The 25,053-nt window shown below is 43.7% G+C and carries 28 protein-coding genes, 6 tRNA genes and 1 other RNA gene; 11 read left to right on the top strand and 24 right to left on the bottom strand.

All coding sequences use genetic code 11. The features are described from left to right. Positions 1–6 precede the first annotated feature (6 nt). Positions 7–579 carry a DUF1579 domain-containing protein gene (locus GWR21_RS23975; protein WP_162334159.1) on the top strand — a complete coding sequence of 191 codons (573 nt, stop codon included), beginning with the start codon at positions 7–9 and terminating at the stop codon, positions 577–579. Positions 580–635: 56 nt separating this feature from the next. On the opposite strand, the gene nusG is transcribed toward GWR21_RS23975, so the two are convergent. The 12 genes from nusG to rpsU all read right to left on the bottom strand — a co-directional run bounded on the left by nusG (position 636) and on the right by rpsU (position 5,610). After that, a complete protein-coding gene (gene nusG / locus GWR21_RS23970; protein ID WP_089835184.1) occupies positions 636–1,229 on the bottom strand; it encodes a transcription termination/antitermination protein NusG in 594 nt (197 codons plus the stop codon). Beyond that, positions 1,229–1,423: a preprotein translocase subunit SecE gene (gene secE / locus GWR21_RS23965; protein ID WP_162334158.1), complete on the bottom strand. Its 195-nt coding sequence runs from the start codon at positions 1,421–1,423 to the stop codon at positions 1,229–1,231. Before secE ends, nusG begins: the two co-directional genes overlap by 1 nt. Positions 1,424–1,489: 66 nt before the next feature. After that, a tRNA-Trp gene (locus tag GWR21_RS23960) sits at positions 1,490–1,560 on the bottom strand. A gap of 118 nt (positions 1,561–1,678) precedes the next feature. Next, positions 1,679–2,866, bottom strand: a complete 1,188-nt coding sequence (gene tuf, locus GWR21_RS23955; protein ID WP_162334157.1) for an elongation factor Tu — start codon at positions 2,864–2,866, stop codon at positions 1,679–1,681. A 71-nt stretch (positions 2,867–2,937) separates the two neighbouring features. Continuing rightward, a tRNA-OTHER gene (locus tag GWR21_RS23950) sits at positions 2,938–3,012 on the bottom strand. Positions 3,013–3,041: 29 nt separating this feature from the next. After that, positions 3,042–3,113, bottom strand: a tRNA-Thr gene (locus GWR21_RS23945). A 65-nt stretch (positions 3,114–3,178) separates the two neighbouring features. Next, positions 3,179–3,254: transfer RNA gene (locus GWR21_RS23940), tRNA-Gly, on the bottom strand. Positions 3,255–3,382: 128 nt separating this feature from the next. Next, a tRNA-Tyr gene (locus GWR21_RS23935) sits at positions 3,383–3,464 on the bottom strand. Between the two features lie 68 nt (positions 3,465–3,532). After that, positions 3,533–3,606: transfer RNA gene (locus GWR21_RS23930), tRNA-Thr, on the bottom strand. A 251-nt stretch (positions 3,607–3,857) separates the two neighbouring features. Beyond that, positions 3,858–4,157, bottom strand: a complete 300-nt coding sequence (locus GWR21_RS23925) for an HPF/RaiA family ribosome-associated protein (protein ID WP_162334156.1) — start codon at positions 4,155–4,157, stop codon at positions 3,858–3,860. A gap of 186 nt (positions 4,158–4,343) precedes the next feature. Next, positions 4,344–5,288 (bottom strand): tyrosine-type recombinase/integrase, encoded by a 945-nt coding sequence (locus GWR21_RS23920; protein ID WP_162334155.1) that lies wholly within the window; start codon positions 5,286–5,288, stop codon positions 4,344–4,346. A gap of 82 nt (positions 5,289–5,370) precedes the next feature. Then, on the bottom strand, positions 5,371–5,610 hold the full coding sequence (gene rpsU, locus GWR21_RS23915; protein ID WP_238429972.1) for a 30S ribosomal protein S21: 240 nt from the start codon (positions 5,608–5,610) through the stop codon (positions 5,371–5,373). Positions 5,611–5,686: 76 nt separating this feature from the next. Here rpsU and GWR21_RS23910 point away from each other — a divergent pair, with 76 nt between their 5' ends. The 3 genes from GWR21_RS23910 to GWR21_RS23900 all read left to right on the top strand — a co-directional run bounded on the left by GWR21_RS23910 (position 5,687) and on the right by GWR21_RS23900 (position 8,045). Further along, positions 5,687–6,277, top strand: a complete 591-nt coding sequence (locus GWR21_RS23910; protein WP_162334154.1) for a riboflavin synthase — start codon at positions 5,687–5,689, stop codon at positions 6,275–6,277. A gap of 15 nt (positions 6,278–6,292) precedes the next feature. Then, positions 6,293–7,294, top strand: coding sequence for an NAD(P)H-dependent flavin oxidoreductase (locus GWR21_RS23905; protein WP_162334153.1), 1,002 nt, complete (start codon positions 6,293–6,295; stop codon positions 7,292–7,294). Positions 7,295–7,550: 256 nt separating this feature from the next. Then, positions 7,551–8,045 carry a DinB family protein gene (locus tag GWR21_RS23900; RefSeq protein WP_162334152.1) on the top strand — a complete coding sequence of 165 codons (495 nt, stop codon included), beginning with the start codon at positions 7,551–7,553 and terminating at the stop codon, positions 8,043–8,045. 170 nt (positions 8,046–8,215) lie between these two features. On the opposite strand, the gene GWR21_RS23895 is transcribed toward GWR21_RS23900, so the two are convergent. After that, positions 8,216–8,821, bottom strand: coding sequence for an FMN-dependent NADH-azoreductase (locus GWR21_RS23895; RefSeq protein ID WP_162334151.1), 606 nt, complete (start codon positions 8,819–8,821; stop codon positions 8,216–8,218). A 9-nt stretch (positions 8,822–8,830) separates the two neighbouring features. Then, entirely contained in the window at positions 8,831–9,193 is a 363-nt protein-coding gene (locus GWR21_RS23890; protein ID WP_162334150.1) for a DoxX family protein, read from the bottom strand. Positions 9,194–9,308: 115 nt separating this feature from the next. On the opposite strand from GWR21_RS23890, the gene GWR21_RS23885 reads away from it, so the two are divergent. Then, entirely contained in the window at positions 9,309–9,704 is a 396-nt protein-coding gene (locus GWR21_RS23885) for a winged helix-turn-helix transcriptional regulator (protein WP_162334149.1), read from the top strand. Positions 9,705–9,744: 40 nt separating this feature from the next. Here GWR21_RS23885 and GWR21_RS23880 read toward each other — a convergent pair whose 3' ends face one another. Beyond that, positions 9,745–10,161, bottom strand: a complete 417-nt coding sequence (locus GWR21_RS23880; RefSeq protein WP_162334148.1) for a hypothetical protein — start codon at positions 10,159–10,161, stop codon at positions 9,745–9,747. 304 nt (positions 10,162–10,465) lie between these two features. Here GWR21_RS23880 and GWR21_RS23875 point away from each other — a divergent pair, with 304 nt between their 5' ends. Beyond that, positions 10,466–11,101, top strand: coding sequence for a hypothetical protein (locus GWR21_RS23875; protein WP_162334147.1), 636 nt, complete (start codon positions 10,466–10,468; stop codon positions 11,099–11,101). On the opposite strand, the gene GWR21_RS23870 is transcribed toward GWR21_RS23875, so the two are convergent. The 5 genes from GWR21_RS23870 to GWR21_RS23850 are packed head-to-tail and all read right to left on the bottom strand — an operon-like array spanning position 11,090 to position 16,506. Then, the gene (locus GWR21_RS23870; protein WP_162334146.1) at positions 11,090–12,430 is read right to left on the bottom strand and encodes a DUF58 domain-containing protein; all 1,341 of its coding nucleotides are present in this window, start codon (positions 12,428–12,430) and stop codon (positions 11,090–11,092) included. The two genes, GWR21_RS23875 and GWR21_RS23870, sit on opposite strands and share 12 nt — an antisense overlap. Before the next feature lie 11 nt (positions 12,431–12,441). Beyond that, entirely contained in the window at positions 12,442–13,422 is a 981-nt protein-coding gene (locus tag GWR21_RS23865) for an AAA family ATPase (protein WP_162334145.1), read from the bottom strand. Next, on the bottom strand, positions 13,422–14,660 hold the full coding sequence (locus tag GWR21_RS23860) for a DUF4350 domain-containing protein (RefSeq protein WP_162334144.1): 1,239 nt from the start codon (positions 14,658–14,660) through the stop codon (positions 13,422–13,424). The genes GWR21_RS23865 and GWR21_RS23860 overlap by 1 nt, the downstream gene beginning before the upstream one ends. Continuing rightward, entirely contained in the window at positions 14,657–15,517 is an 861-nt protein-coding gene (locus GWR21_RS23855; RefSeq protein WP_162334143.1) for a hypothetical protein, read from the bottom strand. Before GWR21_RS23855 ends, GWR21_RS23860 begins: the two co-directional genes overlap by 4 nt. A 5-nt stretch (positions 15,518–15,522) precedes the next feature. Then, positions 15,523–16,506 carry a stage II sporulation protein M gene (locus GWR21_RS23850; protein WP_162334142.1) on the bottom strand — a complete coding sequence of 328 codons (984 nt, stop codon included), beginning with the start codon at positions 16,504–16,506 and terminating at the stop codon, positions 15,523–15,525. A 240-nt stretch (positions 16,507–16,746) separates the two neighbouring features. Here GWR21_RS23850 and GWR21_RS23845 point away from each other — a divergent pair, with 240 nt between their 5' ends. Then, positions 16,747–17,472, top strand: a complete 726-nt coding sequence (locus GWR21_RS23845; protein WP_162334141.1) for an RDD family protein — start codon at positions 16,747–16,749, stop codon at positions 17,470–17,472. Here the strand turns inward: GWR21_RS23845 and GWR21_RS23840 are convergent, their stop codons facing one another. Together GWR21_RS23840 and GWR21_RS23835 are read right to left on the bottom strand one after the other, a co-directional pair. Continuing rightward, on the bottom strand, positions 17,473–17,946 hold the full coding sequence (locus tag GWR21_RS23840; RefSeq protein WP_162334140.1) for an RDD family protein: 474 nt from the start codon (positions 17,944–17,946) through the stop codon (positions 17,473–17,475). It lies immediately after the preceding gene. A gap of 97 nt (positions 17,947–18,043) precedes the next feature. Next, positions 18,044–18,499: a DUF5684 domain-containing protein gene (locus GWR21_RS23835; protein WP_162334139.1), complete on the bottom strand. Its 456-nt coding sequence runs from the start codon at positions 18,497–18,499 to the stop codon at positions 18,044–18,046. 249 nt (positions 18,500–18,748) lie between these two features. On the opposite strand from GWR21_RS23835, the gene ffs reads away from it, so the two are divergent. The 3 genes from ffs to GWR21_RS23820 all read left to right on the top strand — a co-directional run bounded on the left by ffs (position 18,749) and on the right by GWR21_RS23820 (position 21,303). Next, an RNA gene (ffs, locus tag GWR21_RS23830) (signal recognition particle sRNA small type) lies at positions 18,749–18,848 on the top strand. Positions 18,849–19,087: 239 nt separating this feature from the next. Further along, positions 19,088–19,738 carry a fructose-6-phosphate aldolase gene (fsa, locus tag GWR21_RS23825; protein WP_162334138.1) on the top strand — a complete coding sequence of 217 codons (651 nt, stop codon included), beginning with the start codon at positions 19,088–19,090 and terminating at the stop codon, positions 19,736–19,738. A 248-nt stretch (positions 19,739–19,986) separates the two neighbouring features. After that, positions 19,987–21,303 carry an NAD(P)/FAD-dependent oxidoreductase gene (locus GWR21_RS23820; RefSeq protein ID WP_162334137.1) on the top strand — a complete coding sequence of 439 codons (1,317 nt, stop codon included), beginning with the start codon at positions 19,987–19,989 and terminating at the stop codon, positions 21,301–21,303. A 162-nt stretch (positions 21,304–21,465) separates the two neighbouring features. Here GWR21_RS23820 and GWR21_RS23815 read toward each other — a convergent pair whose 3' ends face one another. Next, positions 21,466–22,758, bottom strand: a complete 1,293-nt coding sequence (locus GWR21_RS23815; protein WP_162334136.1) for a type IX secretion system plug protein — start codon at positions 22,756–22,758, stop codon at positions 21,466–21,468. A 148-nt stretch (positions 22,759–22,906) separates the two neighbouring features. Here GWR21_RS23815 and GWR21_RS23810 point away from each other — a divergent pair, with 148 nt between their 5' ends. After that, positions 22,907–24,139 (top strand): ABC transporter permease, encoded by a 1,233-nt coding sequence (locus tag GWR21_RS23810; RefSeq protein WP_162334135.1) that lies wholly within the window; start codon positions 22,907–22,909, stop codon positions 24,137–24,139. 127 nt (positions 24,140–24,266) lie between these two features. Here GWR21_RS23810 and GWR21_RS23805 read toward each other — a convergent pair whose 3' ends face one another. Continuing rightward, positions 24,267–25,013 (bottom strand): TrmH family RNA methyltransferase, encoded by a 747-nt coding sequence (locus GWR21_RS23805; protein ID WP_394367219.1) that lies wholly within the window; start codon positions 25,011–25,013, stop codon positions 24,267–24,269. Positions 25,014–25,053: the final 40 nt, after the last annotated feature.

Below are 25,053 nucleotides of genomic sequence, written 5' to 3'. Positions count from 1 at the left end.
CCAATTATGAAACGTCTATTGTTATCAGCCACCACTATGGCTATCCTTTTTTTATTCCAAACTGGTGCACGGGCACAATCTGCCGAAGAAAAAGCCTGGATGGAATATATGACCCCGGGCGAAGTTCATCAGATGATAGCCAAGTCAGACGGCGAATGGAGCTTTGATATGAGCATGTGGATGGACCCCAATCAGCCCCCGACACAGTCCAATGGTACTACTGTCAATAAAATGATCCTGGGCGGCCGTTACCAGGAATCTGTTCACAAAAGTAATATGATGGGTATGCCTTTCGAGGGTCATGGCATCATGGCGTATGATAATGCCAAGAAAATATTCCAGAGTTCCTGGATCGATAATATGGGAACAGGCATTATGAATATGGAAGGTACCTGGGATGATGCGACTAAATCCATCACCTTAACTGGCAAGACACTCGATCCGATGAGTGGTAAAGATATGGGCGTGAAGGAGATCTTCAAGATGATAGATGATGACCATCATCATATGGAGATGTACATGGTCAATGATGGAAAGGAATTCAAAACAATGGAAATCAAGTTTACACGGAAAAAATAGCAAAAAAAAAACGCCTCGCTTGAAACGAGGCGTTTTTAATATGATTACTGAAATAGTTAGCTGATTTTCTCTACCTGCATAAAGTTCAGTTCTACAGGAGTAGCACGACCGAAGATCTTTACAGTTACTTTCAGTTTCTTCTTGTCTTCGATTACCTCTTCGATAATACCATTGAAGTCGTTGAAAGGACCGTCGATGATCTTGATTGTTTCGCCAACGATGAAAGGTTCGCTCATGGTCAGTCCGTTATCAGACATTTCATCTACTTTACCTAACATCTTGTTCACTTCAGCCTTGCGCAGGGCGATCGGCTTATCTTTACCCAGGAAGTGGATTACACCTGAAACGTTGCGGATGGACTGGATCACTTCATCAGTCATTTTACCATCGATCGCTTCGATCATTACATAACCAGGGTAGAAGTTCTTTTCACGCATCACCTTTTTACCTGCCTGCACTTTGTAGACTTTCTCTACGGGTAAAAATATCTGGGTGATTACGTTACCCCAATCGGAGCGGCGTACTTCGATGTCCAGGTATTCCTTTACCTTCTTCTCTTTACCACTCACTACGCGCAGAACATACCATTTGGTGTCCTGGGTGGGAATGTTAGTTTCTTCCGCAGGGTTATTATTGGATGCATCTATCATTAGCCTATAATTTTATAGTATTGAGTCATCGCCAAATGTGACAGGGCGTCCATACCCCACACAATCGCAGTGATAACAACAGTAGCGATTAATACGATCATTGTAGAAGACTGCAGCTCCTGCCATGTAGGCCAGGATACTTTATGCACCAGCTCGTGATAAGACTCCCGGAAGTATGCTCTGATCTTGTTCATGGGTCTAAGAAATTAACCGTTTGAAAACATGAAAGGTGAAAAGTGTTCACTTTTCACCAATTTTAGCACGGGCACTAGGATTCGAACCCAGATCAAAGGTTTTGGAGACCTCTATTCTACCATTGAACTATGCCCGTGTATAAGACCATTAGCTTTCAGCCTAAAGGCTATCCGGAAAACAAATTTACAAAAATTAAATCTATTACCGGTGGCTATTTGCTAATTGCTAATGGCCTTTAATTATATCGAAAGTGATTACTTAACGATTTCAGTAACCTGACCAGCACCTACGGTACGTCCACCTTCGCGGATAGCGAATTTCAGACCTTTTTCCATAGCGATTGGAGCGATCAGTTTAACGTTCAGAGAAACGTTATCACCTGGCATAACCATTTCAACACCTGCTGGTAATTCAACTTCACCAGTTACGTCAGTTGTACGGAAGTAGAACTGCGGACGGTATTTGTTGAAGAACGGAGTGTGACGGCCACCTTCTTCTTTGCTCAGTACGTATACTTCACCTTTGAATTCAGTGTGCGGAGTGATAGATCCTGGTTTAACGATAACCATACCACGACGGATCTGAGATTTTTCAATACCACGGAGCAGCAGACCAGCGTTGTCACCAGCTTCACCTTCATCCAGTAATTTTTTGAACATCTCAACACCAGTACATGTAGAAGTCAGTGGTTTTTCGATCAGACCAACGATTTCAACTGGTTCACCAACTTTAATCTTACCACGTTCGATACGACCTGTAGCAACAGTACCACGACCGGTGATAGAGAATACGTCTTCTACAGACATCAGGAACGGCAGATCAACTGGACGTGGAGGCAGTGGGATGTATTCATCTACTGCAGCCATCAGTTCGTCAACTGCAGCTACCCATTTTTCTTCGCCAGCCAGAGCGCCGGTTGCAGAACCTTTAATGATTGGTGTGTTATCACCATCATAGCTATATTTGCTCAGCAGTTCGCGGATTTCCAGTTCTACCAGTTCCAGCAGTTCAGGATCATCAACGAGGTCTACTTTGTTCATGAACACTACGATACGAGGAACGCCTACCTGACGAGCCAGGAGGATGTGTTCTTTAGTTTGCGGCATCGGACCATCTGTAGCGGCAACCACCAGGATCGCACCGTCCATCTGCGCAGCACCAGTGATCATGTTCTTCACATAGTCAGCGTGACCAGGACAGTCAACGTGCGCGTAGTGGCGGCTAGCTGTCTGATACTCAACGTGTGCTGTATTGATGGTAATACCTCTTTCTTTTTCTTCAGGAGCAGCATCGATCTCATCATAACCTTTCTTCTCTGCCAGACCCTTGCTTGCCAGAATGTTGGTAATGGCAGCAGTTAAAGTAGTCTTACCGTGGTCAACGTGGCCGATGGTACCAATGTTTACGTGGGGTTTATCCCGCTTAAAGGTTTCTTTTGCCATTGTATTTTTTTTAGATGGTTTGTAAAGATTGTATTGATAGTTGTTTTAAAAAAACGGCTTTTACAAACTTGTATCGCTGATGAGAATTGAACTCACGACCTTTCCCAGTATACACCGGTGCGCTCTGCCACTGAGCTACAACGAATCCGGATCCCGGATGTTTGGAAATCCGTTGAGCTGTTGATGAGAATTGAACTCACGACCTCTTCCTTACCAAGGAAGTGCTCTACCCCTGAGCTACAACAGCGTTGAAAATCTTTTAAAGAACTTTCACTCCTATAATAAAAGATCATCACTGATCCCCTATTATAATGGAGCGGGAGACGAGGCTCGAACCCGCGACCTACAGCTTGGAAGGCTGTCGCTCTACCAACTGAGCTACTCCCGCATAATAATTAATGGTACATCTTAAAAAGAACTTTTCCCCTACTCAACTGTCTCCTATTATAGAGAACCTGCACTTAACAGACAAGTTCCGCCTTTGCTTAGGGGCAAAGGCGGAACATTTGCGCTACGTGGGCAGGAGAGGATTCGAACCTCTGAAGTCGTAGACAGCGGATTTACAGTCCGCCCCATTTGGCCGCTCTGGAACCTGCCCATTTTCCTTTAAACTCCTTTCCAAAATCTTGTCCGTCCGGACCTTTTTTTGCTTCGGAATTTATCCGGAGCCAGCAGAGGGATTCGAACCCCCGACCCACTGATTACAAATCAGTAGCTCTGGCCAACTGAGCTATGCTGGCTTACTTTATACTAGATTCTTATAAGTGTTATCCGTTATAAGAGGGTGCAAAGATAGTAGTTTTATTTTAACTTCCAAATCTTTTTTTGAAAATCTTTTTTTTCAGCACCCGGGATACAAATTTTAAGACTTGTATTAATCGGCTAAAATACCCTACAGTAAAGAACTTAACTACCTTTGCCGATCCCTTTTTTTCGATCGGGATGGCAAAGGTAGTAATCAGATATTTAATTCCAAAATATTTTTAAGATTTTATTGCAATTTTTTCTCTTTCGTCCTCTTTATCTGGTTAACAACAGAGTCAAAAGCGAGATCAAATGACTCCTCGAAAGATTTGGATTCGTGCTTCACAAATAAGTCTTGGCGCGGGATGTGGACTTTTATTTCTGCTATTTTGTCTTTCACCTGGTGGGCAATACCATCCAGTTTTAAAAATACCTCTACGCTAATAATCCGGTCATAAAATGTATTGAGTTTTTGAAGTTTCTTACTTACATGATCAATCAATTTAGAATCAGCATCAAAGTGTACTGTTTGAATTTGAACGTTCATAGCACTAATTTTTAGTTTTAACAATCTTGTACATGCTCGTAACATTACGTCCATAGGCTTTCATTGTGTAATGGTCATGGATATCGACTAATGAAAAACGTATACAAAGAACTCATTACTAATTTAATGAACTTTCAACTCTTTTACATAACCATTTAGTAATATTTTGTTAAAGTATCCGTTGTACTACTCCCCCTTCGGATGTGCCTTCTTATATGCCTCCTTCAGCTTCTCAATGCTATTATGTGTATAGACCTGCGTAGAAGCCAGACTAGCATGCCCAAGCAACGCCTTCACTGCATTCAGGTCCGCTCCGTTGTTCGTAAGATGTGTAGCAAATGTGTGCCGCAATACGTGGGGACTCCTGCGGCTAATGGTGGTTAACTCGTGGTAGGTCAGATAACTCCTCACCACCTGATATACATAACGCGAATATAATTTTCTGCCAGTGTGCGGATTCACTATCAATAACTCTCCATCCGGATATAACAGCTCTTTCCGGCACAAAGCCCTATACTCCAATATCTGCTGTAGTAACACATTACTGATCGGTATCAAACGTTCCTTACTGCCCTTCCCAAGCACCTTAATGGTCAACCTGATACCATCCACGTGCTGTGCCTTCAAATTGATCAGCTCCGATAAACGGATGCCTGTATTGTAAAATAATTCAAAGATCAGCCGGTGCGTCTTCCCCGGCAGATCATCCTTAAAAATAATCTCGCCCTCTACTCCCCTGCGCATACTCTTGTTCTCCTCTATCGCTTTCATTCCCTTCTCATCAATAAAACCTGGCAGCCGCGACCCTATCTTAGGCGCTGTAACCTTCGCCATCGGCGATGTTTCCACCGCCCCATGACGCATGGCATATTTGAAAAACGATTTTAACGAGGAAACCTTGCGGTTAATGCTTTTCGCGATCATGCCCTCCTCCATCAGCGTAGACAGCCAGGTACGGACATGAGAATGCGACACATCCGGAAGGGACACATCGCCATATTGGGACTTAACAAAAATAAAAAACTGGGTAAGATCCTGCTGATAAGCAGTGAACGTATGCGCAGAGTAGCGCTTTTCAAGCTGAATATACGCGAGAAATTGATTGGCTACCGGGTGTAAAACTTCACTCAAAATAAAAAGATTGATGATTGTAAAGTTATGATAAACCTTACAATCATCAGATATTTTGCGCAGGGTATTACCCCCGATAGAATCAATTGTCTAATTTACCACTAGCTAATTGCTGTTTGTAAACGGCTTTCAGCACCTGAGTACGACGCTTAACGGAAGGTTTTGTGAAAGATTGACGCGTTCTGAGTTGCAACAGAATACGGGCTTTCTCAAATTTCTTTTTGTATTTTTTGAGCGCCTTGTCAATGTTTTCGCAATCTTTTGAATCGATGATCAACATAATTAATACTCCTTTTTTTTCAGGAAGGCAAAAGTAAGACATTCTTTTTAATTACCAAAAAAATGTCAACCATCTCCCCCTCCATATCTGTCTGCCTATTTATACTTAAATTAGCCCCATGTTTACAGGAATAATAGAATCACTAGGAGAAGTAATAGCTACCAGGCAGGAAGGCAGCAATATGGTCATCACCATCCGCTCTTCACTCGCCCCCGAACTTAAAATCGATCAGAGCGTAGCCCACAACGGCGTTTGCCTTACCGTCACCCGCGTAGACAATGAGTCCTATGACATCGTTGCCGTGGCCGAAACACTGATCAAAAGCAATATCGGACAACTTACCCCCGGTCAGAAAGTAAACCTCGAAAGAGCCATGATATTTAATGGAAGGATCGATGGACACCTCGTACAGGGACACGTAGACAGCACCGGAGAATGTGTGTCAGTGACCCCGCAAAATGGTAGCTGGGAGTTCCGCTTCCGCTATCCCGAACAGTTCGCCGGCCTGATCGTAGAAAAAGGCTCTATCTGCCTCAACGGGATCAGTCTGACCATATATAATGTAACCAATACGGAGTTCACCATCGCGGTGATTCCATATACATTCGAACACACAAACATTTCTGCTGTTCAACCCGGGCATACGATCAACCTGGAATTTGACATTCTGGGCAAGTTCGTGGCCAGGCAGCTTGCTGTCAGATCATAGCTCAAACTTCCACTTATGCAATTAACCTCAGCCCTTGCCATCCGCCATCCGGTTATCATGGCGCCCATGTTCCTCGTCAGTAACGAAAAAATGGTCAAAGCGGCCATGGATAGTGGGATCGCCGGCACATTCCCCTCTCTCAACTACCGGAAAGATGGGGAACTGAAGCAGGTGCTGGACCAGCTCAATCAGCACCGGGCCCAATTGGCGCCCGGACAAGGTACCTATGGCGTCAACCTGATCGTTCAAAAAACGAATCCGCTGTATGTCAAACATCTGGAAGACTGTGTCGCCGCACAGGTACCTTTCTATATCACCTCCCTCGGCAGTCCTAAAGAGGTGATCGCTGCCGCCCATAGCTACGGTGCGAAGGTATTATGTGATGTTACCAATATTCAGCATGCGGAAAAAGCTGCTCAGGCGGGCTGTGACGGATTCATCGCTGTTTGCGTAGGCGCTGGTGGCCACGCCGGCCCCTACCCCATGCATATCCTCGTACCTGCCCTGCAAAAGGCATTTCCCGATAAACTGCTGGTAGCAGCAGGCGGTATTGCCACTGGTCAGCAACTGGCCAGCGCAATGGTTCTTGGCGCACATGGTGCATCCATTGGCACAAGGTTTATTGCAAGTGAAGAAGCCAGCGTCAGCGATGCCTATAAAAATGCCATCATCGAGTATGGTATGGAAGATATTGTATTGACAGAGCGCCTTTCCGGTACGCCCTGCAATGTCATCAATACCCCAGCCGCACAAAAGATCGGCTACAAACAAAACTGGCTGGAAAAACTAATGAGCACTAATAGCCGTACCCGCAAGTATTTTAAAATGCTGGTACAGGTCCGTGGAATGAAAAAACTGGAACAGGCCGTTAAACCGGGTAACTACCAGCAACTATGGACTGCCGGACAGAGCGTGGAAATGGTAGATGACATCCGCCCTATTCCTGATATCGTCAGCCGGCTCATGCTAGAACTGGAAGAAAGCCTGGAATACGCCGCCCGGTTACTGACCAGATAACCACAGATAGCTGTTCATAACAGCGATCTCCATTATAAGATATGAAAAGCGGTTGTCCGTCGACAGACAACCGCTTTTATTTTTACTTTATTCCCTTTGCTATCCGGATCACACTCTTTGCTCTCTCTGTAAACAAGCTGAATTCTCGAATACTGATTTCCGCCATTTGTCACAAATACCCCCTGTAATTGGCTGCTTCACCGACCTGCAAATGCCTGTGAATAAGCTACCTTAGACTACACCAATACTATTCATTATGGAAGTACAAACAGTTAGCAGCAGGACTTATGGCTTCATGATATTGTATGACATGCACACCGATTTCTTCCCCAAAGTCCTTGTAGATATCTCCGATAAAGACGCCAATGAACGCCTGCACACAAAAGCCAATCACATGGCATGGCTGGCTGGCAGCCTGGTACAGGAAAGATTCGAACTCGCCAGATCCTTCGGTATTTACAAAAACCAGCAGGCGCAGGAACTGTTTAAAGACCACAAAGGCATACAGGAAGGTGTACAATATCCTACCCTTCGCACCTTTGAACAGGATTGGAAAATCATTTCCCCTTTGCTAAGGAAGGCGCTGCTGGATGCGGATGATGAGAAGCTGGATGAACCATTTGAAATGCCAGGTATGAAAATGACGCTATTTGAACTGATCTCCTTTCAGATATACCGGGAGGCGAATTGTATAGGACAGCTGGCACTTTGGAGGAGACTACTGGGGTACGAGGCGATGAAGTATATGTGACAGGCAGTTCGTAACTAATAAGTGTTACCCTTCAGATATTTATAAGCATAGTCCCGGAAAAATCCGGGACTATTTCTTTTCGTGCCATTCTAATTCCTGCGTAGCAAAGGCTCCCTACGGAGCCTTATGCAGAAACTCATTTTATGCCAGCGATCAGCATTGATCAATTATTAATTATTGATCACCAGTGTCTGTAATCCCTTTTCCAGCGCTGTTTCACTCAGTCCTGGCACGTCGCACCCCTCAGCTCTTACGATCTGTACATCTGTCAGTCCCAGAAAACCTAATAAAGAACGCAGGTAAGATGGCGCAAAGTCCATCTGCTTTGCAGGTCCTTCGGAGTAAACACCACCTGATGTCATAGCGATGTATACTTTTTTATCCTTCAATAATCCTTCAGGTTTGCCAGTAGCGTATGAAAAAGTTCTTCCGTTCCGCACCACATGGTCCAGCCATGATTTGAGCGTAGACGGGATATGGAAGTTGTAAATAGGTACACCTATCACAATAACATCTGCTGCTTCTACTGCTTTAATAGCTTCATCAGACTGTCTGTCTGCGTTCTCAGATGCTGCTTCAGATGCATCACCTACTCCACGGAATGCTTTCAGGTGTGCGGTGTTAAAATGTGCATATTCTTCTTTCGCGAGATCTTTCGTCGTCACTGTGCTACCCGGAAATGTTGCCTGCAGCTGTTCGATAATACTGTCAGCCAGTTTTGTACTTTTCGAAGCAGTTCCGTTTACGCTGGATACGATCTTCAGTATTTTCTTCATATGATTAGTTTATTTTTTCAATTTGTGATAAGTAAAATAAGAGGCAGCGAGGATGCCCAGGAAGACGATAGGTACAACAGGATGTGGCATGGGATCACCTGCGGCCGCGTGTGCAATAGCTGCTGACACAAATGTGAAAGCAAATCCTGCATACGTCCACTCCTTCAAACGGCTGCCCACCATCGGCAGGAGTAGCAACACAACTCCAACCAGTTTTGCGATAGCCAGTTCGATGCGGAAATAAGCAGGATAGCCGATATGCTGGAACGCCTGGTCCATTTCTGTTTTTGTTAAATAAGCATAGGCGGAGTAAGTCATCATCAGCGCAATGATGGCGGTAGTTACCCAATAAGTAATTCTGATAGCTTTCATCTGAAAAATTTGATGTAGCAAAACTATCTACAATTGCTAGCAAAAGGTTAGTAGTATACTAAAGGTTAGTAGTAACCTATCGGATAGTTAGCCATCTTCTGTTTACCTTCGGGATATGGAAACACAGGTTGCTGAAAAACGACATGCATCAAGTAAGGAATGTGCAGCGAGACTCTCCGCCATTCATGACGCTATCTATGTTATAGGCGGGAAATGGAAGCTGAAGATCATTATCGTATTACGTGAGGAAGGAAGCAAAAGATTCAATGAATTGCAGCGGCTGGTGAGTGGCATTTCTGCCAGGGTGCTATCTAATGAATTACGGGAACTGGAACTGAACGGGTTCGTAAGAAGAAAGGTATTTGACGGCCGGCCGGTAATAGTAGAATATGAGCTGACAGAATACAGTGACACGCTGAGCGAGGTACTGCACGCCCTGAACAGCTGGGGGACAATGCACCGCTCAAAGATCCGCAGTGAAATGCAAGCTGCTGCACAGTCAGATAAGTAAAGTCAGATAAGTAAAACCGGTTAGTAAAAAACAACTGGAATTATCTCGACGCATATTTATTATCCCTGCTGGTATACCATACCTGCATAAAAGTATATTTCGCTGAAAGCAACAACAGCATCATTACCGGATCCAGCAGGCTGCGCATCGGTACATTAGCATTGTGCCAGAAAGCATTCATAAAAATAACCAGCAGCACGCTCACAGCAAACAACAGGATATCAATAGGCAGATGTAGTGCCCACATGCGATTGGACTCTCTCCGGATGGCTTTGAATATTTTCCTGTTCACCCAGCAAAAGACTGAAGAAAATACCAGCATCAATAAAACAGTCAGTGCAGGACTGTCACCAAAATTGTCCACATAAATACCTCTGCCAAATGCGGCAGCAACCAGTCTAACATAAGGAGCCGCCAGTAAAGTTGTGCACAAAAAAAATCCTGCTATATATAACATGCGGGAAACGTATACAGGACTACCTTTTAAATATTGTAAAAACGATATCATGGGGATTAATTTCATTACAACCAACAGTATCCTAATTTAACAATTTTTTTGCAGATTTGTTAGTCCTATTTATAGAAAACATATCATTATCTGGTTCCTGTAAGCCGGCAAAGGCGACTGAAGGGCATCACTGCACCTGACACTACATCATATATTATTCCCCGGGTATTGTTAATCATTGTTAAGAGGTATAAAAGCAACCATAAACTTGCAAATGTGGAATGATTTTTTCAGCTTTCACCTAAAAAACAAATTGAGAGCTTTTCTATTCCTTGCGTCACTCCTCTTTTTTCTTCATACACAGGCGCAGCAAAACAATGTCACTGTTAAAGCAAGCTACGATCCGGATGCTATTGCTGAGTTATATGACCGCATCCCGCTTGGACTTGAATTCAGATATGAAAATGGACAGGTACACAAAACAGAAGGATATCTGCGGGGATCATACCGGTGGAGAAATATTAAAATAAACAGTTCAAATGGTAGTGTACAGAATGGGTATCTTTTAATCAACCGGTCACAACTGGCTAATCAGCATTACACCGTTGAACTGACCATCACGTTACCCGATGCGCCATCACCGGTTACAACAAAGCTGACCCTTCCACACCTGGAAAGTATCCGCTTTAATCATTATGCTGATAGCCTGAAAAAAGGTATCCGATACTATCTGAATGTAGAGGGAACTTTCACCAGCGGAAAAATATATCCACTGGATACGTCTGCAGTAAAATTTGTGTCAAGCGCGGGGACTCTATTGGGGCAGGACCTGCTGTTAAACAGTAATGATGCTACTACGCGCGCCATTACTGTTACAGCTGTCAATAAAAGAGATTCAACAATGTCTATCTCAAGTACAATACCTGTGAAACGATTACTAGATCAGTGACCTTGACTTCAGTTCAAGATACTTATTCACAACATTCAATGTTAGTTGCTCAGGGGTAGTAAGCAATGATAAAATACCATAGCGGGACAATTCCCTTACCATGAGTTTTTTCTCATAGGCAAACTTCTGGGCGATCACCTGAAGATAAATTTCCTCCACTGAGCCAACATCATCTTTGGCGAATTTCTTCAACTCCGTATTTTCAAAGAAAACAACCAGCAATAAATGATATTTGGCAAGTCTGCGGAGATAAGGTAACTGTCTTTGCAGACCTGTCATTGATTCGAAGTTGGTATACAATATCAGCAGGGAACGCTGAGAGAACATACTACGTAATGATATGCTCAGCTTTTCATAATCGCTTTCCTCCCATTGCGTATCCTGTGCATACAATCTCTCCAGGATAAGATTCATCTGCGTTCTTTTGCTGGAAGACGGCAATACATCCACCTGCTGTGCCGCCAGTGTTACCAGTCCGGTCTTATCACCTTTCTGCAAAGCAATATTACTGAAGACAAGCGCAGAGTTAATCGCATAATCCAGCAGCGAAAGACCGTTAAAAGGCATCTTCATATTACGCCCTTTATCAATCACACAATATACCTGCTGCGATTTCTCTTCTACAAAGTTATTCACCATCAACGTACCTCTTCTCGCTGTGGCTTTCCAGTTCAATGTGCGCACATCATCCCCCCGGGTATACTCTTTGATGTGGTCAAACTCCATACTATGACCAATCACACGTTTCTTATGCACGCCCATCTCCAGTAACCTGTCGTTGAATGAAAAAAATTCATAGTTGCGCAGCTGCATAAAAGATGGATATACCTTTATCGTACTCTCATTCGAAGGAGCGATATGCCGCTGTGCCAGGCCCAGCAAACTACGTATAAAAGCGTTGGTTTTTCCAAACTGATATTCACCTCTTTCTACCGGACGCAATGAATAACTGATAGTCGTTTCTTCTCCTGCTTTCATATTTATCCGCTGGCGAAAATCACGCATCTGAAATTGCATAGGCACCTCTTCCAGCAGTATAACAGTAACGGGGAAACGATAATTACTTTTCAACTGCAACGCGATCGGATTCTCATCTCCATTACTGAAGCGATTCGACATACTGCGCGTTACCCTGAAAGGCTCATCCCCGGCACGAAAGAGGAAGAAAAGATCCAGTAACAACAGCAGGAATAATGCGATTGCCAACAGTTGTGCCACTATAAACAATGAAGGGAAAAAGAACGTTACCACAAAGAAGATGGCAATGCCTCCCAACGCTGCATAAAAGCGGGTTGTAAAGAAAAGTGACTGATAAAATCTCTTCAGCATAACAGGAGTATTTACCTTGGTACTTCGACTGACTTCACGATCTGAGCGATCACTTCATCCGTCGTAATACCTTCCATTTCACGTTCCGGTGTTAATACAATACGATGACGCAATACATGCGGGAGCATCGTAACAATATCATCCGGTGTTACAAAGTCACGACTGTTCATGGCTGCGATAGCCTTCGCGCAGTTCATCACAGCCAGTGATGCACGTGGCGATGCACCAAGATATAAAGATGCGTTATTACGCGTCTCATGTATCAGTGCAGCAATAAAATGCAACAGCTTATCTTCAATATGCACCCTCCTTACCAGCGCCTGGTATTCCAGGATCTGCGTAGCCGTCACGACCCTTTGTACAAGTTTCGTCACATCAGTTAAACCATTGTGCTGGTGCATTGCCTGTAACAGCGAAATTTCTTCCGCCAGTGAAGGGTACTTCACTTCTATCTTGAACAGGAAACGGTCGAGTTGGGCTTCCGGTAAACGGTAAGTTCCCTCCTGCTCTATCGGGTTCTGTGTCGCAACGACCATAAAAGGACCCGGCAACGGATGTGTAACGCCATCATTGGTTACCTGGCGTTCCTCCATTACTTCAAACAACGCCGCCTGTGTTTTTGCCGGAGCACGGTTAATTTCATCGATCAGTACCAGATTAGCAAATACAGGTCCGCGTTTATATTCAAACTCCCTCTTCTCCGGATTAAACACAGATGTACCTACCACATCCGCCGGCATAATATCCGGTGTAAACTGCAGTCTGGAAAAATCTGCATCAATACAACGTGCCAGTAGTTTAGCAGTAAGGGTTTTGGCTACACCCGGTACACCTTCTATCAGTACGTGCCCCTGCGTAAGCAGACCAGCTATTAAAAGGTCAATCATTTCATGCTGACCAACGATTACTTTTCCTATCTGCTCCCGTATAGCAGCTACTGCTTCATGCAGTACAGTAAAATCGGTACGGGGCTGAAATGTAGTTTCCTCCATTATTTCGTATTTATATAAAACGCCTGTATTTTCTTATAGAATATCTGTAAATCCTCGTCAGACAAATTCATATCCGACAGTTGGATTGCCTGTATATCACCCAGTATACTGTTCACATGCTCCAGCGGCATCACGGCCTTACGTGATAATGCATTTGCAAAAGCGGCATCCATCACATTTGTATTCAGGTAATACTTTGAGCGTATAAATTCCTGCCATTGTAAGATGATCTTGTATGCCAGGTTCTTGTTATTGTGTTGTTGATAATATAACTGCCCCAGTGCATCCACAAACTCCAGTGAGTTATTCACAAGTATATTTTTTTCCGGGATGACACGTTGTCTGCGTTTGCTTTCAAACAGTATATAGATCAATAGAAGCAGTACTGCCAGGAACAATGCCCAGCGCATTGCCGGATAGCGCATCAGTACCTGCCATTCGCTGAAATCGGATGATTGCCTGTAATGCTGATATTTATAGAACTCATCCCAGTATACATGATCCGTATAAAGATTGGTATATGAGAGCAATCTTTCCAATGCTACCATATTCCGTTCTTTCATCAGAAAATAATTGGTCAGTACAGATGGCTGTAGTAACAGGAATACGGCTCCTTCGTCCACTGTAACTCTGATAAAGTTTGGACGGTTAAATGCATCCGTACCCAATATCGTAGTACGGCTGGTATCCATACGTGTAAGATAGCTACCGCCTTTGATGCCGGCACGCATAAATGCAGTATCCGGTGCGAGGTTCTTATTTACAAAATGCTGTTCTGCATTAACTGCAAACTGAAAGAAGCCCTCATTATCCACATCTATATGCAGCAGGTTCGTCAGAAAGCTGTCCGGATGGTTAGTGGCTATAAACAGCTGATTACCGGCTGATGCAAATTTGATCATGTTCTTTGCATCTTCTTCAGATGTATACAGCTTGTCAGCTACCAGCATATACAGGTTATAATTCGTAGCAGATAACGTCGCATCTTTCGTAAAGGTGCGTGTGAAAGGCTTGGTGACGACCTGTGGCTTCATCTCATAATAAAAGAGACCCGACATCGCTTTAAACATCGCATAACAACCACCTGGCGTTTTATCTTTGTAGGAAAAGGTCTGCTTTAACAGTTCCTGTTCTTCTATTTCCCTGTTCGCTGGTTTCACAAACTGCACTGCCGCTATCCAAAAGATTATCAGGATGATGGCAGCAATGATGATGATATATAAGTATTTTGATTTCACCGGGTATAGCCTAATTCGTTCATAAATTGACGGAACTCACTGTGAATAGTATTGAACTGTGCATTATTCACAGGTACTTCTCCGTACCAGATGTATTCGTAATTCAATGTCAGCGCGGCAAATTTCTTATACCATGGTGTTGACATCATGCTGCGCAGATAAGCAGCGTTTGTTTTTTCCCTGCTGTAGGTCAGTACCTCCTTGTCCATCAGCAACTGTAATGTTTGCAGGTAAAGTAACCTGACAGCCACTCTGAACCTTCCGTCCCTGACCGCCTGTTCAATCTGCTGCTGATAAGCGTCCACTGTTTGTACTTCTTCCTCTTCCATCACCACTTTTACCGTATCTTCTTTCGTTGACCTGAACAGATATCCGTTCTGTTTCAGATAGCGGAATAGCAACCATCCAAACAGCATTATCACAACGAAGATGATGAAATGGGGAAACAATCGCAGTAAATTACCCAGTCCCCGCAGGAACTTCTCCATAGAATTATTGTGGATGGTCTCTTTTTTCTTTTTTATAACATACTGAAGGTCTTTATCTTTCTTCAATACGTTCATAATGGTATCAGATACACCACGCACCACCAATGGATAATCTGCATAAGATTCCATTGTATCGGCCATAGCGGGTGATGTCTGGTCCCACAGAAAATGTTCCTGTACAGGTTCCTCTTCGTCCGCAGCTGCTGCCGCGTCCTCTGCATCTTCTGCTACTTCCGCTGCTTCTTTTTGTTCCACAGTAGATATCGCATCCGCAGCAACCATAGAGTCCCATTTCTCAGTCGGTACAGACTGCTGCGCCATTGTGTATAAGGGCAGGATGAGTATGATCAGGATATAATAAAAGCGCATTTTCCTCATTTCACCGGCTTTATAATAGTTGCTTTAGGGCCAAGCTTATATCCTTGCCGATGCAGGTGAATCGGATAGACAACGAAATAGCCTATAATAAATAATAGCGACACCAGCAGAATACTGATGCTTACTGCCAATGGCATAGCTGTATGACGGGTGACGAATCCTTCCAGGAAAGCCGCCACTATAAATACAGGTACCAACGTAATAACGATTTTTACGCCATCCCTGGCCGTTTTTTTCATGGCGTCCAGCCTTTTTCGTGTACCCGGGAACAGTAGTCCACTGATCATCACCAGTCCGGCACAGCCAGCTATCACAATTGCTGAGATCTCCAGCGTACCATGGATCCAGATAACCAGTACTGACTTAATACCCAGTCCTTTTGCAAAAAAGTAATACTGGAAAGCCCCCAGCATCACCGCATTCTTCATCATCATCCACAGCGTACCTACTCCCAGCAGGATGCCACTTACGAATGTCATTAATGCGACTCTGATATTATTCACAGCGATCTCCAGAAACATTTTCCATTCATTCCCCTGTTTGTATACGCCAAAAGGATCCCCGTTATTAATGTTCTCCTCAGTCATACTCACATACTCATCACCCAGTACACCGCGTACGAAGGTCTCATCATGTGCAGCCGAAAAGGCGCTGATAATGCAGAAGAGCAGGAAGAACAGAAAAGTGAACAGGAACAGACGGTGGTATTTACGAAACAGCAGGGGCAGTTCATATACAAAAAAGTCGCTGAACCGCCGGTCATGCTCTTTATGATTAGCATAGATATTATGATAAACATTGGCAGCCAGGCTATTGATATAACTGGTGACTTTGCTGAAGCTATAGAAGGTCTTGGCATATGCCAGGTCATCCAGTATGCTGGTAAAGCGTTCCGCCATCTCATCAGGATCTTCCGTAGGCTGCTCCTGATATTTTTTCCAGCGCTCGAGGTTCTTTTTTATGAAGGTTGATTCACGCATGGGCTATCTGTCTATTAGTCCGTCATTCCAGGTTTTTAAATACCGGCAATTGCAAACATTGTCTATACCTGTGACCGGAAACTGTGTGAGCTATAACTTGCTCATTCAGCGGATATTCGTTCAGAATATACAAAAAATTACTCCGATAACATTTTATATTAAGGAAATGTCGCTAGATTAGTCGGTAATCTGTGTGCACAGACTGCTTACAAACATATAGATTAATCACTACATTTATACATGGCTAATATAAAAATACCTACTTCTTTTAATATAGAGCTTGAATTTGAGACGGCTAACATGTTTCAGCGTTTCGGAGCCTGGCTGATTGATACACTCATCAGAGTGGTGTATATTATTATCCTAAGTTATACAGTCAGGAACCTTCAACTGGAAGAAGTGGCCAGTTATGTGGTGTATCTTTTCCTGGGAGCATTACCATTTGCTTTCTATTTCCTTGTATTAGAGATCATTATGAATGGATATACGCCTGGTAAGTATATGCTGAGCATTAAAGTGAGAAATATGCAGGGTGGGCAGCCCAGTACGAGTCAGCATCTGATCAGATGGCTGTTCCGTATGCTGGAAGCTCCTTATTTTTTCTGGAACGGTATCATTCCGATCGTATCAATGGTGAGGTCGCCGTATGATCAGCGACTGGGTGATGTGGTGGCAGGAACGATCGTGGTAAGTACAAAAACCAAGGCCAGCCTGAGTGAAACGATCTTTAGAGATATGTCAGCGATAGATTATACGCCACATTTCCCACAGATATTGAAATTGTCAGACAGGGATATGAATAAGATCAAGAACCTGATGGATCAGGCAGTAAAGTCTAATAACCCTGAACTGACAGCACGTGTTGCATATCGGGTAAAAGATGTGCTTGAGATACAAACAGACATGCTGCCAGCTGAATTTCTCGAAACGATCCTGAACGACTATAACTATTACACTACGAGATAGTTATTTTTTGATGACAATCGTTTTGGTGATCGTGTCGTGCCATGGCCTATCACCAAAGCCGGAGAAGACTTCAAACGGTATAAGCCGGCACAGGGACCTGAGGAACGCATCCTGTAACGTCAGTGGTGATACATCTTCACGTACTGCATGCGTCCGTGTAACCAGCTTGCCAAGTGTCCGTCCGCCATTACCAAATTCAAACAAGGTATAGTAGACGACTGAGATACCATAATAGATTAGCCAGCTAAAACCCATACCAGAGAATGCTGCATCAACATCACCGGCGTCGGATGACATTTTCGTTACTACCATACTAAACATGAACATTCCGGAAATACCATTGCAGGCAAGAGAATCAATAAAATAATTAACGAAACGGTCAGACTTACTCGCCTTTCTTGTATAGGTAGGAATGTCATGCAGATCGTCAAGCAATCCCTTTGACTGCGTATTGTCTCCAAATTGATTTTGCATAAATAATATTTAAAAATTAATAATACTGTTGGTAAAAAGACTGCCGGTTGCTTCTGAGCACAACCGGCAGCGTCATAATTATGGCAAAAAAAATCAGTTAAACAGCCGGGTTGCCAATGCTTCCGATCTGGTTGTCCAGGGATTGTCCACCCGGATTACCATAAGGACCAACATATTGTATGTCGCTGCTGAAGGCAAGAAGTGGTACAAAGATAAAGCCCAGGAACAGGAGTCCCAGGGTAAATCCGACATCTTTACCAAAGCTCTTACTCAGATGGTGCGTCAACTGGATTGGCAAAACAAACCATCCATAAATAGGAATCATAAACATAAAAATATACCACCATGGTTTGCCTACAATCTCAAGCATTACGATGGTGCCATAGATAGGAACGAGACAAGCCCATCCTGGTTTGCCCGCTTTTGTGAATATCTTCCAGTTGCAAATGGTGTAGAATACCATTATGCCGATGAAAAACAGGAAGAAGGTGAAACCCAGTCCTGCCAGCACAGCGCCAGCATCAGCTGATTCATAAGAAGAAACGTCTTGCATAATTAAGGTTTAGGTGTTAGGATTTGTGGTATATAATTGACAATATTGTCCCATAATAAACTAATAACAGATTGCTTTTACAGTACTTGGAGCTGTTCAGGGTCCATTCAGTCACTAAGATATACTTATACAGCTTTTATAACATGAAAAATTACGTAATTCATCACGATTATCATACTTTTTCTGGCTTTTTTTTAAATTTTCTAAAATTATACTTGTTTTATATTCCAATTGTATTACCTTTGCAACCGGCAAGTCTTATACGACCAGCTCCTGCTGAACTCCCCCAGGACAGGAATGTAGCAAGGGTAGGTGGTTGAAGCGGTGCGATATAAGTAACTTGCCTTTTTTTTTCTCTTTTTTTTCCAGGTCATCAAAGGCGTCTAACAATAAATCAGACACCATTACTCACCTTTAAATAAGATGACCTGAGGTATGCTACCAATGCGTTTTCAACTGTTTATTAGCGTGATTCTCCGGTTTCTGTATTCATAGCAAATGAATGACTGAATACTGTTGATAATATATTTTTTGTTGCGTACTATTGTACTGGCAATAACTATTTAAAAAGGACTAAATCATTTCACAATGAAATTCTTCATAGATACTGCAAACCTTGCACAGATAAAAGAAGCAAACGACCTGGGCGTTCTTGATGGTGTTACCACAAACCCTTCCCTGATGGCTAAAGAAGGCATCAAAGGCGAAGCAAACATCCTCAAGCATTATGAAACAATTTGCGAGATGGTAGATGGCCCTATCAGTGCAGAAGTACTGTCTACTGACTTCAATTCAATCATTGAAGAAGGTAAGAAACTGGCGGCTATCCACCCAAACATCGTGGTGAAAGTGCCAATGATCAGAGACGGTGTAAAAGCACTGAAATGGTTCACTGACAACGGTATCAAAACTAACTGCACACTGGTGTTCTCTGCCGGTCAGGCCATCCTGGCTGCTAAAGCAGGTGCTTCCTTTGTATCTCCTTTCATCGGTCGTATCGATGATTCAAATTGGGACGGTGTTGACCTGATCGCTCAGATCGCTCAGATCTATAGCGTACAGGGCTTCAAAACTGAGATCCTGGCTGCTTCTATCCGTACCCCATTACACATCATTAAATGTGCTGAAGTTGGTGCTGATGTTTGTACCTGCCCGCTGGATTCTATCCTCGGTCTGCTGAAACACCCACTGACTGACATCGGTCTGGCCAAATTCCTGGAAGACGCAAAGAAGATGTAATCTTATTTTTAGATGGTATACTCCCCGATGCACGCCATGCATCGGGGATTTTTTTTACACACGATTCCCCTTTTCCTTCCTACATTTACACATTCTTTATTGACCTGATAATAAACTTTCATTTATTTCTGAAAGTATTGTAATTTTGGTGTGCATTTATAAACTTCCGGCGTTTGAATACATAGTGTTGCTAGAGAACAACACGATCATTTTTTGATTTTACTCTCTGACTGCTAAATGATTGTATTATGATTCAACCGAACATTCCGGAAACCGGGCAACCTCGCGTAGTCATCGTTGGTGGTGGTTTTGGTGGTATAAACCTCGCTAAGAAACTGAAGAATGCACCTGTACAGATTGTAATGCTGGACAGAAATAACTATCATCTCTTTCAACCTCTCTTATACCAGGTATCTACTGCTGGTCTTGAAACCGATAGTATCGCTTTTCCACTACGCGGCATATTTAAAAACCAGAAAAACTTCTATTTCAGAATGGCTGAAGTGACCGGTGTACGCCCAGCTGAAAACATGCTGGAAACTGGTATTGGCGAACTCAAATACGATTACCTCGTATTCGCAACAGGTAGTAACACCAACTTCTTCGGCAATAAGATCATTGAAGAACATGCCATCGGTATGAAGTCGCTCATCGAAGCGGTACAGATCCGTAACTATGTGATCAAACAGTTTGAAGAAAGTCTGCTGCTGAAAGACGAAGAGCAGATCAAAGCAAAACTCAATTTCGTCATGGTGGGTGGCGGGCCTACTGGTGTTGAACTGGCAGGTGCTTTCGCCGAATTACGCAAATATATCATGCCGAAAGATTATCCGGAACTGCCGGTATCTCTCATGAGTATCTATCTTATTGAAGGTAGTAACCGTATCCTGAACGGTATGAGTGAGAACTCTTCTAAAAAATCACTGGAAAGCCTGGAAAAACTCGGTGTTAAAGTATTATGCAATGCTGTCGTAAAAGAATATGATGGTAAAACACTCCTCCTGAGCAACGGTGAAACGATCAATACACAGTCCCTACTGTGGGCTGCCGGTGTAAAAGGTGTACCTGTAGCTGGTATCCCAGCTGATGTTATACTGCCGAACGGCCGTATTCAGGTCAATGAATTTAACCTGGTGAATGGCACTCAGAACATTTACGCAATCGGAGACATCGCTCAGATGGTGAATGATCCTAAGTTCCCAAGAGGTTATCCAATGGTGGCACAGGTAGCCATTCAGCAAGGTGCTAACCTCGCTGCTAACCTCGTAAAGATCATAAGATCTGCAGGACAGGGCCTGAAAGCATTTAAATATAATGACCTCGGTAGTATGGCTACTATCGGCCGTAACCACGCTGTAGCTGAATTTGCTGGCATGAAACTAAGCGGATTCGTAGCATGGATGGTATGGATGGCCGTACACCTTATGAGCCTTCTCGGTTTCAGAAATAAACTGGTTGTATTTAGTAACTGGTTCTATCGCTACTTCACATTTGACCGTGGTACACGTATTATCATAAAACGTGGCGCTGCGAATATTGTTAAGTTACGGCAAACAGTAAACTGATTCAATTAGGAATGGGAAATCAGGAATTAGCAATTGAACTCTAATTGCCTTCTTACAAATAACAAGGGCGCTTTCTATTATTGAAAGCGCCCTTGTCATTTATATTGCTGCATATATCTTATATGCCGTAAAATTATGCAGGTATCATTTCTCCATTCTAACCTACTTTCTGCTCAGCATCGAGTTCAGCGTCGTCGTCGCTACCAGTTCATCCGCACGACCGCCCAGTGCACGGTAATAGACCAGTATGGTATAATTATTCTCCGTCTCCCACCAGTCCCCTTCTGTCAGTTCGGTACTTGGCTTGCTGCCTGCTACCGTGTTATCCACTAACGTGTATTCGTAATTGTAAAAACCCTGCTTCAGGAATAATGATCCTTCATAGGCCTTGGTCGCAGGATTAAATATCATCCTGCTGTTGTCATTACATTCGTAATTGGTCAGCTCTCCCAGTATAAACATATCGTATCCTGCGTAAGGCTCTGGTACCGGGAATGAAAAATGTACCGTGGCATAATCTCCTTCAAAGAAAGGATTGTAATCGTCCAGTGTGGCGAGATAATACAATCCATTAATATCCTTGATATACTGGTACATCTTCCCTCCTCTTTCATAGTCAGGCAATGCATAAATATCAGTATGGTCCTTTGCATAATCCGTATGCCTTACACGTTCCGTCTGTAAGCGAAAACTACGCAGGTCTATCCAGCGCCATTCCTTATTGGCCGGCATCACACAATCTACTTCCCAGTTATATTCGAGCACATTCCCTTTTACGAACAACGGACGGGGAAACTTAATGGCATTATCCCAACGGTAGTTCTGCAGGATCATCACTTTTGTCTGATCAAAAGGATTGATGATATTCAGTCCCGCTGTATTTACTGAAAAGTTGATCTTCTGATGTGAACGGAAGATCTTCGGCGTTACCGGCTGCTGGATAAATCCACTTACACCGGCTTTATTCCCCACCACCAGCATACGACGCGTAAATACCAGCTGACTTGTATCACTGTCAAGATATACTTTCAGCAGATAGTTGCCGGAACGTGTAGGATAACAATTCGAATTAGGTAACTGTACTGTGTAGTGTGTATATTTCTGTAGTGCGATACTGGAAAAACGATAATCTGTTATCCTGTTCTCTGAGAATCCTCTCAGATATTCAACCTGTGTGATCTGTGCTGGTGTCCAGTCAGCATTACACAATACATATGTATAAAAGTAGTTCTTCACATCATTGTCCAGGTCATCAAAGCTCAGCTCCAGTCTTTCGCTGCCATTCAAAGTGATCATGGGAAAGCTTAACTGATCGCCGGCCTGGTTCAGTTTCACTGACTGGATATTACTATAGTATACGTGGTCAGGACTAACTACATTTTCTTGTGCTGCTACGGGTAGAACGTATACCAGTAAGCACATCAGCGGCATACAGAAGAGGGTTCTGAACTTCATAATTACATTTCAAGTAAACATTAAGGTACTATTTTTTCAACTTGTATAACGCTGTGCCCTGTTTCTTTGGTATTATAGCAGTATTGACGGTCAGACCGCTGATACCAGCGATTGAACTGTTTAAGATTATATTCAATACATTTGTCACATGCGTTTATCTCTACTTGTCGCAAGACGGATCGCATTTAACCGGTCCTCTTCTTTTTCGAGGTTCATCATCAATATAGCCATTGTGGCTACCGCTATCAGCGTAGCCGTAATGATACTGTCAGTGGCCCTCGTCAATGGCTTCCAGCAGGTGATCCAGCAAAAGATATTCAGCTTCTGGGGCCACATCCATGTAACCCAGTACCAACCAAATGCCGGACCGTTGACAGAACAACTGCCATTCATAGCCGACAGTAATATGGTCCGTAAACTGAAAATGATCCCGGGTATCACCACCGTCAATGCATATGCTACCAAATCGGCGATCATAAAAGCGGAGAAAGACCTGGAAGGTATCATCTTCAAAGGGGTGGACCGCCAGTACAACTGGGGTAATATCAAACAGTTCCTGCAGGAAGGTGAGCCAATCCATTATAAAGACAGCTCCTATGCCCCTGAAGTAGTTATTTCCGTCAGTCTGGCCAAGGAATTACAACTCAAACTCCATGACCCGCTGATCGTATATTTTATACAGGGACCAGGATTGCCACCGCGTGCCCGTAAACTGACAGTAGGAGGTATCTATAAAACAGGGATTGAGGAATACGATAAAACCTATATCCTGGGCGACCTTGAACTGATCCGCAAACTGAATGACTGGGAACCGGGTACTATCGGTGGCTATGAGATCTTTACTGACAATTACAAACATATGCGGGAAATAGGACAGGCTGCCTATGAAGTGGTCCCTGAAAAGCTATTCCTGCGCTCCATAGAAGAGATCTATCCGAACATCTTCGCCTGGTTACGACTGCAGAATAAAAATGAGATCATCATCCTGGTCATCATGACCATAGTAGCGGTTATCAACATGATCACGGCTATTCTGATCCTCATCCTGGAACGTACGAATATGGTGGGTATTATCAAGGCATTGGGGATGCGAAACTTTGACATACAGAAGATCTTTATATATCAGGCGGGATATATTGTACTTGCCGGTCTTATACTGGGCGATATACTCGGTATCGGGATTGCGCTATTGCAAAAGGCCACCGGGTTCTTCAAATTACCCGAGGAATCGTATTATATGTCAGTAGCCGCTATTTCCCTTCACTGGTGGGAAGTGGCACTTATCAATGTTGGCACCATGCTGGTTTGCCTGCTAGTGCTGCTGGTCCCATCCAGGGTGATCAGAAAGATTACGCCGGTAAAAGCCATTCAATTCAAATAGCATGTGCTCAGGGCTTGCTTTAGAAGGCCGACCGGCGCATTCATTGACAGCTACTGTACAAACAGATAATAAAAAAGGCGCCCGATCCCAAGCAGATCAGGCGCCTTTTTCTTATATATAGTTACTATTATATTAGTAGTCTGCCACAGATTATTCCTGCCGCTACACCTGCATTCAGCGATTCTGCACCTCCCAGCCGGGGGATCGTGATCTTATGTGTGCTTGCCCCGATCACCGCATCACTGAGTCCGCGGGACTCATTTCCTATCAGGATAATCCCTTCCTCCAGCTTTGAAAACTGAGTGATGTCATTACCATGTAATGTTGCTGCATAGGAAGGTACACCTGCCTGTTGCAGAAAAGGCAAGATCTCACTTTCCAGTATCCTTACACGGGCGATGCTGCCCATAGTGGCCTGTATAGTTTTAGGATTATAGGCATCAACACAATCAGGCGAGCAGATGATCTGCCGGATACCGAACCAGTCGGCTATACGAATGATCGTACCCAGGTTTCCCGGGTCCTGGATTGTTTCGAGTGCCAATGATACCGTCCCCTTGAGTGATCCGGGTGTGATATCAGTTGCGGCAGGAATATCCAGCAAAGCCAGCGCCTGGTTAGGCGTGGTCAGCGCTGACAATTGTTTGAGCACATGCTCATCTACTTCAGTTACCCTTACACCGGGTGTACGATCCAGCAATGTTCTGTGAGTACTGATCCATGCAGCAGTTGCATATACCTCTTTAACGGGAACGCCCTCCTGTAACAGCTCTGGCACGATCTTATCACCCTCTGCCATGAACTGGCTGGATTTTTGACGGTATTTTTTATGCTGTAATGATTGAATATACTTAATTTGCGCCTTCGACAACATAGAGCCAAACCTACATGAATTCTTTTAATCGGCAAAGCCA

The organism is Chitinophaga agri, from assembly GCF_010093065.1.
Classification (GTDB): Bacteria; Bacteroidota; Bacteroidia; order Chitinophagales; family Chitinophagaceae; genus Chitinophaga; species Chitinophaga agri.
Note: the sequence above shows the minus strand (reverse complement) of the source record. Positions and strands in the feature narration are given on the sequence as shown.